The organism is Vibrio sp. MarTm2, from assembly GCF_027587055.1.
In the GTDB taxonomy this organism is placed as follows: Bacteria; Pseudomonadota; Gammaproteobacteria; order Enterobacterales; family Vibrionaceae; genus Vibrio; species Vibrio sinaloensis_D.
This window is the reverse complement of sequence record NZ_JAPPTK010000002.1, coordinates 321,512-334,865: the sequence shown is the minus strand read 5'-3', so window position 1 is coordinate 334,865 and position 13,354 is coordinate 321,512. Positions and strand designations below refer to the sequence as shown.

The window sequence follows — 13,354 nt, the reverse complement described above, 5'->3', positions numbered from 1 at the left end:
GCATTTTTCACCAAAAACCTGCCGCTTTGTTACTTGTATAAAGCGCAATTTGTTAACAAAATGATCTATTTCCCACTCAATGCATTTCTAGTGCTCGTCGTGTAACCTCTCATCAAATCAAGGTAATATGTAAACAAAGCGACTATTACTGCGGAGAAAATGGAGCTCATCATGAACGCTGTCGTCGACATACCGTGGCCACTATTGCTCTTGTTCGGTGCAACGCTATTGGTTCCATTAGCAATCAATTACTACTACCAATTAGGTATAGCAAAAGACACGGCCATTGGTGTGTTAAGGATGGGAATACAGCTCACTTTAGTCGGCGTCTATTTAGAGTTCTTATTCCAGCTCGACAGTATGACGGTCAACTTGTTGTGGCTTGTTGTGATGATCATGATAGGCTCAAGCTCGATACTGGATAAGGCAAGGCTTCCAAAACAACGACTATTTCTCCCTGTGGTAGGAGGGTTAGTCGTTGGTCTAGCACCCGTTTTGCTTCTCATTTGCCTAGCGATTGTTCGACCTACCCCACTATACAATGCCCAATACGTTATCCCACTCGCGGGTATGTTGCTTGGCAATTCGCTAGGGGGAAACATCGTCGCTTTACAGAATTTTTTCTCCGCATTGGAAGAACGAAAGTCAGAATATGAAGCGGCAATTGCACTTGGCGCGAGCGTAAGGTTTGCGACGTTGCCATTTTTGAGAGAAGCGATTCGAAAATCGCTCGCCCCAACCCTTGCCTCGATGACGACGAGCGGATTAGTCACGCTACCCGGGATGATGACAGGTCAAATACTTGGCGGGGCGAACCCTATTGTCGCCATTAAATATCAGATTATGATCATGATTGCGATTTTCGTCATGATGTCTGTATCAATCACGATTTGCTTGAATTTGACCGTGCGCCGAGGCATTCATCCCCACGGCCTTGTCATGATAAAACCACTCTCAAACAAATAAGATCACCTTCCTACTTGAACCAAATGATCTTATCCACAGAATCTGTGGATAACAGTGGTGATACCTGTTTCAATCTGAGTAGCTATCACCCTTCAAGCGTTCTTAAAACAATAAAACCCTTTGCAAACACACACATATAAATTAATTCAGAACGCGTAATAATTTCGTCATAACGCCAACTTAGATTGATTTCTAATCAAACAAGGAGGGACAGCCATGAAATTTGATAGCACAAAGGATCAAACCTTTAATCAAGGTCAACGTGATGAAGAAATGCACAATTGGCTCTGGGATGAGCCTGAACACATTGTGAACGCCGAGGAGTTTGGTCTGGTGGAGTGATGATACACGTTCCGAAGCACTGTACTGTGCTTCGGAAAAAGAAAGGGGTTAATCTCGTAGGTAGATGAGCCAGTACCACATCCCAACAAACAGGCCACCACCGATGATATTACCTAATGTCACAGGGATCAGGTTGTTAAGAATAAAGTCAATCACATTCAAATCAGCGTAATCAGCAATATTCGCGCCGGTCATCTGCCAAAACTCTGCAGGCGCGAAGTTTTTGATCCCGATGGCCATCGGCACTTGGAACATGTTTGCAATACAGTGTTCAAAACCCGCAGAGACAAACATCGCGACAGGCAAAATCATCACCGCTATTTTATCGGTTAGAGTCCGACCGCTGAACGTCATCCACACGGCAATGCACACCAAAACGTTACACATAATGCCCAGCGCAACAGCCGAGATAAACGTATGGTGTAACTTATGTTGAGAAATGCTCATTGCGTTTAAGCCCACTTGACCATGGTCGAACATGTATTGCTTGGTAAGAAGCATACACGCCACCAGCAACAATGCACCAACCAGGTTGCCTCCATAGACCACTGCCCAGTTTTTAAACAAGCATCGCCATGTGATCTTACCGCTCGCGCGAGCCACTAACGTTAAGACCGAGCTAGTAAAAAGCTCTCCGCCAGTGACCACCACTAAAATCAATCCTAAGCTAAATGCTAGCCCACCAAGTAAACGTGATATTCCCCAAGGGATATCGCCAGCACCAGTGGTGACAATGGTATAAAAAACGAAGGCGATACCAATGTGGATACCCGCAGATATCGCAAGAAGAAACGACTTCATCGGATCTTTAGTCGCTTTATCAACGCCGATCTCAGCCGCACGTTCAGCTACTTGAGGCGGTAGCAGTGAGTCAAATTGGTTAAGGTTCATCAGATTAACATCTTGAAACATGTGGAATAGTGGGCGCGGATAATTACTCGAAATGTGCTCAATTTCAAGCGTTAAATCTCATCAAAAGACAGATAGTCTTTTATCTTATAAAAAGTTTAACCATTGAGACATTGTTCTTGGGCTAAAAATAGATAAAACAGGCCAAAGCGATAGATATTAAAATATTAAATATCAGATAGTTACAAACCCAAAAACACCTAACCACTCCCCTACCATAGACTTTAGTCTAATTTCTTATATGGGACCTTTGTTTTATACACTTTTCGCATTATTAGATTTCATTTTTTCTGCCTATCGCCCCACAACGAACAACTGCGGCGGTTATCTGTCCAGTTTTGTTGTGGCTCAAATGCTGAGCGAATTTGTTCAAATAAAATCGATTTTTATGCCGTAGATAACACTTCTCTGTTAATTGAATTGCCGCTGCATAGCACCAGAACTAAGGTAACCGTATTGATTCGTAAAGGTATTAATTATGAAGTACACACAAGACCATATCGCTGAACTTAACTTATTGCTTCAATTCGATTTAAGCAGTGCGGCAACAGGCATCAAAGTTCACCACGATGCATCAGAGGAAATGCAAGCCGCTGTCGCTCGCCTATATGCTAAAGGCTTATGTACATTACCTGACGGTGGATATCTAACCGACGAGGGTATCGAAGTCGCTGAACATGCTGACAAGATTTTGCGCGTACTCTCGAGCCAATAAGAACTCATTGCAAACGTTTAAGGGAAGTTGTGTCCAATAGGCGAGCTTCGATGCTTTCTATGTCAATTTGCCTTAAACCCTGATTGAATATACGCCGCCAACTGTGCCCTTCAGGGGTGTTTTTAAACGCTAAATACAGATGCTTCACTTCTAATAGTTGGCGGTTCATTTCTACTCGACTCTGAAGCACTTCTCGCCGAGGATCGATCTCAATGAAGTAACGCAGTACATTGGCATCGATCACCGCTAATTCGACTCTGCCTTTGGCGACTTTGTAGATGTTGAGAATGTCATTCTCTGCCGCTTCAACGCTGAGTTCCCCTTTATCCACTAAGTCATCGAAGGCTTGCGTGTTGACATAGCCTTGGACAACACCAATCCGATAATCAGATAAATCAGTCAACTCTGACCACAATATTGGCTTCTCCCTATGTTGAACAAACCCTAATGGTCCAGATCCAATAGAATCAGAGAAGACAAAGTCCTCAGTTTCAAACGCATACTCAGGAAAATAACCAATATACTTTTCCCTCTTTGATGCCGTGGTTACCGTCCTAACCCAAGGTTTAAACTCTACAATGAGTTCATACCCCATCACCGCAAACGCTTCACGTGCGATGGCGACTGAGAGTCCATTCTCAACAAGTGTCTCTCCAGAATACGGCGGCCAATCAAGCGATGTCATATAGACTTTTTGCGCTTGAGCACTACTACACACAAAGAATAGAACTAGCCACCACTTCATTCTCTTCTCCCACAAACCGAAATCCTTTCTATAAGGATAGGCTCGGAACGTCAATAATCTAGCGACTTACATGGATAAAGCGGTATGGTTGATATCGATCGTAGAACCAATTAAACCCTGTTGCATAAAATAAAAAGAACACCAAAAACCCAGCCTCTAACAATAGGGCATCAATGATGGAGATATCGAGAAACCAAGCAATACTCGGTACCGTGATAAATATCAAACCACCTTCAAATCCCGCGGTATGTCCGATGCGAAGCTTCAACGATCGCTGCTCTCTGTCGCCACCAAAACAGCGATCAAATAAGATGTTGTATTGGTAATTCCAAACAACGGTAAATAAGCTTAAACCAATACCCACCATGGCAAGATCGCTCGCGCCCTTCCCTGTTACAACCGCAGACGCTGGAATCAGTATCGCTAATGCGACCATTTCAAACAGCACAGCGTGAAAAACTCTTTCTTTGGATTTCATTGTATCTCTCACAATAAGTTTGCAATCATTTGCGACTATTATCATGAGTAATTATGATGGAATATAGTTAGGTACTATTAGTATTAAAGATATGTTTAGCATTGAACAACTCCAAGCGTTTGTTGCCACTGTGGAGAGCGGCTCATTTTCCGCTGCGGCTCGCTCATTGAACAAAGTGCAGTCTGCCATCAGTCAACACATCATCAACCTCGAAATAGACAGTGGTTTCGATCTCTTTGATCGGACGGGTCGCTACCCTGTTTTAACCAGCGAGGGACAGCAGTTGCTGCCTCATGCTCGAGCAACGTTACAGCAGCACAACAGGCTAAAACAAAGTGCTGAGCAGATATTCAATCAAGAACAAACTAATCTATCTATCGCAATTGATGAAGGTATTCCGACTTCACAGCTCTATGGAGCGATCCATCGACTTCTGGATCGTTATCCAGGAGTGAGCTTTGAGTTCCTAGCTGCCTCGAGCGTTGATGTGATCGAACTAGTGGTTTCAAAACGTGCAACGACTGGGATCTTGTTTTCGGAGCTGGATCTTCCCGTCGGTATCGATTTTGAATCGGTGGGGAGTATTGAGTTTGATGTTTACGTCTCGAGCCAACATGAGCTGGCCAAAGCGACCTCACCAAAACTTGAAAACTTAACCTTACACCGTCAGCTGCTGATACGTTCTAAAACCGCGAAGACGAGCAGTTTTCAAAAAGCTTACAGCCCAAATGTTTGGTATGCTGACAACTACTACATCCTTATGGACCTGATTAATCGAGGGTTTGGTTGGGGAGGACTACCTACTCACATGGTCAAACCCTTATTGGATACGGGGGACGTGGTTCGTGTTCCTGTAGAGTTCGAGAGACTGACTTGGCATGCGAACGTCGATGTTATCCAGCACCCTAGCTGCAGCGCTTTACCTATTCACAAGATGCTACGCAGTGAAATACGAGATTTAATTACAGGGAGTGAAATGTGAAAACGATTACTGTCATTGGAGGGGGCTGGCTTGGCCGACCTCTGGCACACTACCTCGAGACGATTGGACATAAAGTTTACGTCAGCAAAACAACCGTCGAAGGTGTAAAAACGCTACAAGAAGAAGCGCTTAACGCTTTTCACTGCGATCTAAATGAGGCTGAAGACTCCTTGGTCTCACACCTGCAAAACCAAGCGCCCGACATTGTTATTGGTTGTTTTCCTCCAGGCTTTCGCGCTGGAGGTGGTCAGCAGTATGCAGAACATTGGCGCAAGCTCGTTCACGCCTGTCAAACAGCTAACGTGGGTAAAGTTGTCATGGTGAGTTCAACGACGGTTTATCCAAGTACCGCGGAGCCGATGTCTGAAGAACACGCATCGTTAATACTCAGTGAACAGCACGATTCGTTCAGCGAGAAAGCCAAAATCATGTTACTCGCTGAGCAGTATGTCAAAGACTCAGGATTGAAATTTGCCATCGTGCGATGCAGTGGTCTTGTTGGCCCTGATCGACATCCTTCTCGATTCGCTCCAAGGCTAAAGCAGGTCAGCGATCTCGCTCCCGCAAACATGCTCCATCTAACAGACGCAATTGGGGCGGTCAGCTTCGTCTCAACGCTAGATAAAAATGTCGTGGTCAACGCAACAACTCCCAACACGGTGAGCAAGGCTGAGTTTTATCAAGCTGCTCTTGATAACGTTGGTTCAACCGACCCTTTACCGCCTATCGTTTCTATCGCCGACAAACTGATTTTGGCTGATTCACTACTGGAGCTTGGCTACCGCTTCCACCATCAGCACACTCTTGAGTTGGTCTAAACCATAAGGACGTCCTTTGAAGCTATATCAACATATAGAACAACTTTGGTCGTATATGCAGCTCGGGCACAAACTGCAAGTCTCTGACTGTATCTTCGTGCTCGGCAGCAATGACTTGCGTGTCGCGGAATACGCAGCACAGCTTTATCTTGAGGGATGGGCGAAGACGCTGATTTTCTCTGGCGGTGTTGGACGTCTTACCGACGGCGTCTTCGATAAATCTGAAGCGGAGACCTTCGCAGGCATTGCAAAAGATATGGGCGTTCCGAGCAATGCCATTATTGTCGAAAACAAAGCGACCAACACCGGCGAGAATGTTCTTTATACTGCCTCGTTGTTAGACCAACTTGGTCACCGTTTTTCTTCCTTCATACTTGTCCAAAAGCCTTATATGGAAAGAAGAACGTATGCGACATTTATAAAGCAATGGCCTAGTGTTTTAGAGCGTTTTTGTGTCACCTCACCCCGTATTGAGTTTAGCGACTACTTTAACGATGATATTGACCTCGATACCACTGTGCGAGCGATGTTGGGGGACTTCGACCGAATCAAGCGTTACCCAGCGATGGGCTATCAAATTGAGCAAGAAATCCCTGACAGCATTGAAATGTCATTCAAAGCCTTAAGAGCCGTGTTTCACGACAATGAGTAGAGAAATGAAAAAGCCAGAGTAAATACTCTGGCTTTTGCCTTACGCTTAAACAGCTACGTTTTAGTGAACAGCCGCTTCTTTCTCGCTCAGATATTCAAACTTGAGTTCTTCACCTTTCAGATTGACTTTCACCGTACCGCCATCGACTAAGCAACCAAACAGCAACTCATTCGCCAACGGCTTCTTGAGTTTCTCTTGGATGACTCGTCCCATTGGTCTTGCGCCCATCGCTTTGTCATAGCCTTTCGTTGCCAACCAGTGGCGAGCATCATCTGACACTTCCAGTGACACGCCGCGAACATCCAGTTGAGCCTGCAACTCGACAATGAACTTATCCACCACCTGATGAATAACGTGCTCATCTAGGCTATTAAACCAAATGATGTTATCCAAGCGGTTGCGAAACTCCGGTGTGAACACTTTCTTGATTTCTGACATCGCATCATGGCTGTGATCTTGCTGGATCAGACCGATCGATTTCTTCTCGGTCATTTGTACGCCAGCATTGGTTGTCATCACCAATATGACATTGCGGAAATCAGCTTTACGTCCGTTATTGTCTGTAAGCGTACCGTTATCCATGACTTGAAGGAGCAAGTTAAAGATGTCTGGGTGCGCTTTTTCGATCTCGTCTAGCAACACGACGGCATGAGGGTTCTTAATGACCGCATCGGTCAGCAAACCACCTTGGTCGTAACCGACATAACCTGGAGGCGCACCGATCAATCGACTCACTGAGTGGCGCTCACCATACTCAGACATATCAAAGCGCAATAGCTCGATGCCTAGCAGTTTGGAAAGTTGTACCGTCACTTCCGTTTTACCCACCCCTGTAGGGCCTGCAAACAAGAAAGAGCCGACAGGTTTATTCTCGGCACCCAGCCCCGCACGGGTTAGCTTAATCGCCTCACTTAGTACATCAATCGCATCATCTTGTCCGAACACCAACATCTTCATCTTCTCATCAAGATTTTTTAGGATCTCTTTGTCTGATGAAGACACTGACTTCTCAGGGATACGCGCCATCTTAGCCACCATGGCTTCAATATCAGCGACACCGACCGTTTTCTTACGACGACTTGCTGGCGCTAAACGGCTACGAGCCCCGGCTTCATCAATAACGTCGATAGCCTTATCCGGCAGGTGGCGTTCATTAATGTACTTGGCAGACAGCTCGACCGCGGCACGAAGTGCTTTGTTGGTATAACGAACCTCGTGGTGCGCTTCATACTTGGTTTTTAGACCCATCAAAATCTTGGTCGTGTCATCAACCGAAGGTTCAACCACGTCAATCTTTTGGAAACGACGAGACAAGGCACGCTCTTTTTCAAAGATGTTGCTGTATTCTTGGTATGTAGTCGAACCAATACAGCGGAGTTTGCCACTACTTAGAAGCGGCTTGATTAGGTTTGCTGCATCGACTTGCCCGCCTGACGCAGCACCCGCACCAATGATGGTATGGATTTCATCAATGAAAAGAATCGCATCGTCTTCTTTTTCTAGCTGCTTGAGAATCGCTTTAAAACGTTTCTCAAAGTCACCACGGTATTTAGTACCTGCGAGCAAAGAACCGATATCTAGCGAGTAAATTACGCTATCTTGGATGATTTCAGGTACTTGCCCTTCTACAATTCTCCACGCTAAACCTTCCGCAATGGCAGTTTTACCTACCCCAGCTTCACCAACCAAAAGTGGGTTGTTTTTGCGGCGACGACACAAGACTTGAATTGTTCGTTCAAGCTCTTTATCGCGCCCAATCAATGGATCAATTTGGCCTTGCTTAGCCACTTGGTTTAGGTTTGTAGCAAAACTTTCTAAACGCTCCTCAGAGCCGCTTTCCTCAACATTATCACTGCTAAATGAATCGTGAGATGAGGCATCATCGCCTGCGCTGGAGGCCTTCGTGATGCCGTGGGAGATGAAGTTAACGATGTCTAAACGGCTAACATCATTCTTCTTGAGTAAGTAGGCCGCGTGAGACTCTTGCTCGCTAAAAATAGCGACCAAAACGTTGGCGCCAGTCACTTCGCTTCGACCAGAAGATTGGACGTGGAAAACCGCTCGCTGTAGCACACGTTGAAAGCTCAGCGTTGGTTGGGTTTCTCGAGTCTCATCATTTTCTGGGATAAGAGGCGTTGTTTGGTCAATAAAAATATCGAGCTCATTTCTGAGAGCCTCAATATCGGCCTGACAAGCTTGAAGAGCTTCTCTAGCTGCATCATTTTCCAGCAATGCTAGCAGGAGGTGCTCGACAGTCATAAACTCATGTCGCTTGTCTCGAGCTCGAGAGAACGCACTGTTCAGGCTCGACTCTAATTCTTTATTTAGCATAAGTACCTCCTTCAACAACAACTCAGGTTGTACGAACAAACCTCACGCTTGTTCCATTGTACAAAGCAAAGGATGCTCATTTTCCTTGGAATACATCGTGACTTGGGCCACTTTGGTTTCAGCAACTTCGGCAGTATATGTGCCACAAATCGCTTTCCCTTCATAATGCACTTGGAGCATCACCTGGGTTGCTTTGTCCGCATCCATTGAAAAAAAACGTTCCAGAATTTCAATTACAAAGTCCATCGGCGTGTAGTCATCGTTATTTAGTACGACGTTATACATGGATGGTGGTTTAACTTTTGTTTTTTCTAACTCCAGTAAATCTGAGTCTGGAGTCACCCATTCAAAATGCTTGCTCATGATCTATCAACGTTGATGTACGACTTGCTTTAATTTTACCACTATAGTGAGCAGAAGTTTTGAATTTAGCTCTTAGATTTGGGGGCATAAATCGATAAGAAACGTTTTGCCCTTACTTAGAGACTAATGCAGCAATTGAGTGGCTGCAAATAAAAGATTCTTCCGGTTTGGATTTATCTATCTAATTGATTAAAAAGAAACCAAAAACCATTCAAGACAAAAATGGGTTACACGTGAATATCGCTCACATAGTTATAAAAATGTAAATCTCAAAAGTGATTTGTTTGCAAATATGTAGAGTCTAAGACCTTTTTCTTATTGACTGTGCTCAATCATTGGCTAAATTGGTCAAATAGTGACTGAAAATTTGGCAGCGGCTGAATGGAAATTCACTTTTTGTTCACAATGGAAGAACTGTGAACGTTCAAACAACATCAGTAACAAAATGCATGAGGGATGTATAGCATGGCTACAGGTACAGTAAAATGGTTTAACAACGCCAAGGGATTTGGTTTTATCTGTCCAGAAGGTGAAGACGGGGATGTGTTTGCACACTACTCCACAATTCAGATGGATGGTTATCGTACTCTGAAAGCAGGCCAACAAGTCAACTTTGAAGTGGAAGAAGGTCCAAAGGGTTCTCACGCAAGTGTTGTAACACCAGTGGAAGCTCAACTAGCTAAATAACCGCTGCCATAGTGAAATAACCACTAAACACATATATCAGTAAAGAAAAAACCCGCTAAGTAGCGGGTTTTTTATTGCTCTAAACCATCATTATCGATTGATGATGCTGTTTAGTGTTGTGCTTGGACGCATTAGCGGCGCTGCTTTCTCAAATGCAGGCGCGTAGTAACCACCAAGGTCTGCCGCAACCCCTTGAGCATCATTTAGCTCGGCAACGATCTTTTCTTCATTCGCTGCAAGTGCTTCTGCGATTGGAGCGAACTCAGCCGCTAATTCTGCGTCAGCGGTTTGACTTGCAAGTGCTTGCGCCCAGTAAGTTGCTAGGTAGTAGTGGCTACCACGGTTGTCTAGCTCACCAACACGACGCGATGGCGACTTGTTGTTATCTAGGAAATCACCTGTTGCTTTATCTAGCGCATCAGCAAGAACTTGCGCTTTCGGGTTGCCAACGACTGTGCTCAGGTGCTCTAGTGATGCCGCAAGAGCTAAGAACTCACCAAGAGAGTCCCAACGTAGGTGATTTTCTTTTTCTACCTGTTGAACGTGTTTCGGAGCAGAACCACCAGCCCCCGTTTCAAATAGACCACCACCGTTCATTAGCGGAACGATAGAAAGCATCTTCGCCGAAGTACCCAGCTCTAGAATTGGGAACAAGTCAGTTAGGTAATCACGCAGTACGTTACCAGTGACTGAGATAGTGTCTTTACCTTCTTTGATACGAACAAGAGAGAATTGACACGCTTCTAGTGGAGCCAAGATCTTGATCTCTAACCCTGACGTATCGTGCTGTGGAAGGTATGCGTTTACTTTCTTGATGAGCTGAGCATCGTGTGCACGGTCTTCATCGAGCCAGAAAACGGCGGGTACACCAGTTGCACGAGCACGTGTCACCGCTAGCTTAACCCAATCTTGGACTGGCGCGTCTTTCACCTGACACATACGGAAGATATCGCCTTCTTCTACCGATTGCTCAAGTAGCACTGCGCCAGACGCATCAACAACACGCACTGTGCCCGCAGCGTCGAGAATGAACGTCTTATCGTGTGAACCGTATTCCTCAGCTTTTTGAGCCATTAGACCCACGTTTGGCACGCTACCCATTGTGGTTGGGTCAAAGGCACCGTTTTCTTTACAGAAGTCGATAACCGCTTGGTAGATACCTGCATAGCTGCGATCTGGAATCATTGCTTTGGTATCTTTCTGCTTACCATCTGGTCCCCACATTTGACCAGACGAACGCAGCATTGCCGGCATAGAAGCATCAACGATGATGTCGCTTGGTACGTGTAGGTTGGTGATACCACGGTCAGAATCAACCATCGCTAATGGTGGTTGAGTTTCGTAAACAGCCTGTAGCGCCGCTTCGATTTCTTCTTTTTGAGCGGCAGGAAGCGCTTGGATCTTAGCGTATACGTCGCCGATACCGTTGTTTACGTCAACGCCTAGCTTGTCAAATAGCTCGCCGTACTTCGCGAACACGTCTTTGTAGTAAACCTTAACCGCATGACCGAAGATAACTGGGTCCGACACTTTCATCATGGTTGCTTTCATGTGAAGTGATAAAAGAACGTCTTGCTCTTTTGCTTTTGCGATTTGCGTTTCAAAGAACTCGACTAACGCTTTCTTGTTCATGACTGAACAGTCGATAATTTCTTTGTCTTGTAGTGGGAAAGCACCCTTTAGCTCTTTGACTGCACCATCCGCGCCAACGAATTCAATCTTAACTTCTGTTGCGCCGTCTACTGTGTGTGATTTTTCACTGCCAAAGAAGTCGTTGTCAGACATGCTAGAAACGTGAGATTTAGAATCTGCAGACCATGCACCCATTGAATGAGGATTTTTCTTCGCATAGTTCTTAACTGATAAAGGTGCACGACGGTCTGAGTTACCTTCACGTAGAACTGGGTTTACCGCACTGCCTTTGATTTTGTCGTACGTTGCTTTGATCGCTTCTTCTTCGTACGTGCTTGGCTCTTCTGGGTAGTTAGGTAGGTTGTAACCCTTCTCTTGCAGCTCTTTGATCGCGGCTTTCAACTGAGGAATTGAAGCAGAGATGTTTGGCAGTTTAATGATGTTTGCTTCTGGAGTTTTCGCAAGCTCGCCAAGCTCTGATAATGCATCGCCAATGCGTTGCTCTTCGGTTAGGTGCTCTGGGAAGTTAGCAATAATACGCCCAGCTAGAGAGATATCACGTGTATCAACGTTAATACCTGAAGAAGCAGTAAATGATTGGATAATCGGCAGTAGTGAATAAGTTGCTAGCGCAGGTGCTTCATCGGTAATTGTATAGATAATTGTAGGTTTTTCTGTAGGCATGAAATTTCCCTATTGTTCTGACTGGACCGTTGGTGATTGGTCCTATGTGTGTGTTCGCTAACAAGTTATGAATAATCCCCTCACTTGTTGCGCTTTGCCCGTCTCTTTATTTTTTCGTCGCCAGCGTGCGACATCCTTGAGAGCGTTTCGTTATAATTAAACAAATTTGGCAGAATAGTCTATTATCTTGTTCGCCAATCCTGTTTTTGGGCGCGCAAATGGTAGCTTATTCCGCACTTGGTTAAAAGTTTTACCCACACTTCATTTACATTTTTGCAAGGTAGTTAACATGTCACCACGCTCACGTCGTGAGTCTAGTTCTTCGTCCGTTAGGAATGGAAAACCCGGTTTTAAACGTCCATCTAGTCACAGAACAAGCGCTAAGCATTCTTCGCGCAATCGCAAAAAAACCGCCAGCAGTAAACCCAAAATCGCGCCAGAGGATCGCAAGGTAATCGCGTTTAACAAGCCATTTGATACCTTAAGCCAATTTACGGATGGAGACGGTCGCAAAACCCTAGCTGACTTTATCTCAGTTAAAGATGTTTATGCCGCGGGCCGACTGGATCGAGACAGTGAAGGGCTCATGGTACTAACCAATGACGGTATCTTACAGGCGCGTTTAACTCAACCAAGCTCAAAGTCACCAAAAACCTACTGGGTACAGGTTGATGGTGCCCCATCTGAGGCAGATCTTGATAAATTGCGTAAAGGGGTTGAGCTTAAAGATGGCATGACTCTTCCAGCCCAAGTCAAGGTCATGGAATCCCCCGAAGTGTGGGAACGTAACCCACCAGTGCGTTTCAGAGCGAATATTCCAACCACTTGGTTAGCGATCACCATCATTGAAGGACGAAATCGACAAGTGCGCCGCATGACCGCTAATATCGGCTTCCCTACCCTACGTTTGATTCGTTATTCGATGGGTGATGTGACATTAGGTGACTTGCAGCCAGGTGAGTGGAAAGAGATAGCGTTATAGAAAGTCGAACGTCTTTAGAGATTCCCAACCGCTCCTTCGTCGCTAGACGTAATGACGGTATATATTAT

14 protein-coding genes are annotated in these 13,354 nt (G+C 45.2%); 8 read left to right on the top strand and 6 right to left on the bottom strand.

Annotation, left to right across the window (positions count from 1 at the left end; translation table 11 throughout):
* The first annotated feature begins 171 nt into the window (after positions 1 to 171).
* Together OH458_RS05950 and OH458_RS05945 are read left to right on the top strand one after the other, a co-directional pair.
* Positions 172 to 966 carry an ABC transporter permease gene (locus tag OH458_RS05950; RefSeq protein ID WP_269977603.1) on the top strand — a complete coding sequence of 265 codons (795 nt, stop codon included), beginning with the start codon at positions 172 to 174 and terminating at the stop codon, positions 964 to 966.
* Between the two features lie 216 nt (positions 967 to 1,182).
* Positions 1,183 to 1,308 (top strand): hypothetical protein, encoded by a 126-nt coding sequence (locus OH458_RS05945; RefSeq protein WP_269977602.1) that lies wholly within the window; start codon positions 1,183 to 1,185, stop codon positions 1,306 to 1,308.
* 48 nt (positions 1,309 to 1,356) lie between these two features.
* Here OH458_RS05945 and focA read toward each other — a convergent pair whose 3' ends face one another.
* Positions 1,357 to 2,199 (bottom strand): formate transporter FocA, encoded by an 843-nt coding sequence (gene focA / locus OH458_RS05940; protein ID WP_269977601.1) that lies wholly within the window; start codon positions 2,197 to 2,199, stop codon positions 1,357 to 1,359.
* A 496-nt stretch (positions 2,200 to 2,695) separates the two neighbouring features.
* Between focA and OH458_RS05935 the strand changes: the two genes are divergently transcribed.
* Positions 2,696 to 2,932 (top strand): TIGR02647 family protein, encoded by a 237-nt coding sequence (locus OH458_RS05935; protein ID WP_005470448.1) that lies wholly within the window; start codon positions 2,696 to 2,698, stop codon positions 2,930 to 2,932.
* Positions 2,933 to 2,936: 4 nt separating this feature from the next.
* Here OH458_RS05935 and OH458_RS05930 read toward each other — a convergent pair whose 3' ends face one another.
* The gene (locus tag OH458_RS05930; RefSeq protein WP_269977600.1) at positions 2,937 to 3,677 is read right to left on the bottom strand and encodes a substrate-binding periplasmic protein; all 741 of its coding nucleotides are present in this window, start codon (positions 3,675 to 3,677) and stop codon (positions 2,937 to 2,939) included.
* Between the two features lie 58 nt (positions 3,678 to 3,735).
* The gene (locus OH458_RS05925; protein ID WP_269977599.1) at positions 3,736 to 4,155 is read right to left on the bottom strand and encodes a PACE efflux transporter; all 420 of its coding nucleotides are present in this window, start codon (positions 4,153 to 4,155) and stop codon (positions 3,736 to 3,738) included.
* A gap of 91 nt (positions 4,156 to 4,246) precedes the next feature.
* On the opposite strand from OH458_RS05925, the gene OH458_RS05920 reads away from it, so the two are divergent.
* Genes OH458_RS05920 through OH458_RS05910 form a run of 3 tightly spaced genes read left to right on the top strand, consistent with a single transcriptional unit; the run spans position 4,247 to position 6,607 of the window.
* The gene (locus OH458_RS05920; protein ID WP_269977598.1) at positions 4,247 to 5,137 is read left to right on the top strand and encodes a LysR family transcriptional regulator; all 891 of its coding nucleotides are present in this window, start codon (positions 4,247 to 4,249) and stop codon (positions 5,135 to 5,137) included.
* A complete protein-coding gene (locus tag OH458_RS05915; protein WP_269977597.1) occupies positions 5,134 to 5,955 on the top strand; it encodes an NAD-dependent epimerase/dehydratase family protein in 822 nt (273 codons plus the stop codon). Before OH458_RS05920 ends, OH458_RS05915 begins: the two co-directional genes overlap by 4 nt.
* A gap of 55 nt (positions 5,956 to 6,010) precedes the next feature.
* Complete coding sequence (locus OH458_RS05910) at positions 6,011 to 6,607, top strand: YdcF family protein (RefSeq protein WP_269977840.1); 597 nt, start codon at positions 6,011 to 6,013, stop codon at positions 6,605 to 6,607.
* 60 nt (positions 6,608 to 6,667) lie between these two features.
* On the opposite strand, the gene clpA is transcribed toward OH458_RS05910, so the two are convergent.
* Both clpA and clpS read right to left on the bottom strand, forming a co-directional pair.
* Positions 6,668 to 8,938, bottom strand: coding sequence for an ATP-dependent Clp protease ATP-binding subunit ClpA (gene clpA / locus OH458_RS05905; RefSeq protein WP_269977596.1), 2,271 nt, complete (start codon positions 8,936 to 8,938; stop codon positions 6,668 to 6,670).
* Positions 8,939 to 8,980: 42 nt separating this feature from the next.
* Positions 8,981 to 9,301 (bottom strand): ATP-dependent Clp protease adapter ClpS, encoded by a 321-nt coding sequence (gene clpS / locus OH458_RS05900; protein ID WP_005470535.1) that lies wholly within the window; start codon positions 9,299 to 9,301, stop codon positions 8,981 to 8,983.
* A gap of 465 nt (positions 9,302 to 9,766) precedes the next feature.
* Here clpS and cspD point away from each other — a divergent pair, with 465 nt between their 5' ends.
* Positions 9,767 to 9,988, top strand: a complete 222-nt coding sequence (cspD, locus tag OH458_RS05895) for a cold shock domain-containing protein CspD (protein ID WP_005470476.1) — start codon at positions 9,767 to 9,769, stop codon at positions 9,986 to 9,988.
* Between the two features lie 90 nt (positions 9,989 to 10,078).
* Here the strand turns inward: cspD and OH458_RS05890 are convergent, their stop codons facing one another.
* Positions 10,079 to 12,304, bottom strand: coding sequence for an NADP-dependent isocitrate dehydrogenase (locus OH458_RS05890; RefSeq protein WP_269977595.1), 2,226 nt, complete (start codon positions 12,302 to 12,304; stop codon positions 10,079 to 10,081).
* Between the two features lie 289 nt (positions 12,305 to 12,593).
* On the opposite strand from OH458_RS05890, the gene OH458_RS05885 reads away from it, so the two are divergent.
* Positions 12,594 to 13,286: a pseudouridine synthase gene (locus OH458_RS05885; protein ID WP_269977594.1), complete on the top strand. Its 693-nt coding sequence runs from the start codon at positions 12,594 to 12,596 to the stop codon at positions 13,284 to 13,286.
* The last annotated feature ends 68 nt before the right edge of the window (positions 13,287 to 13,354 follow it).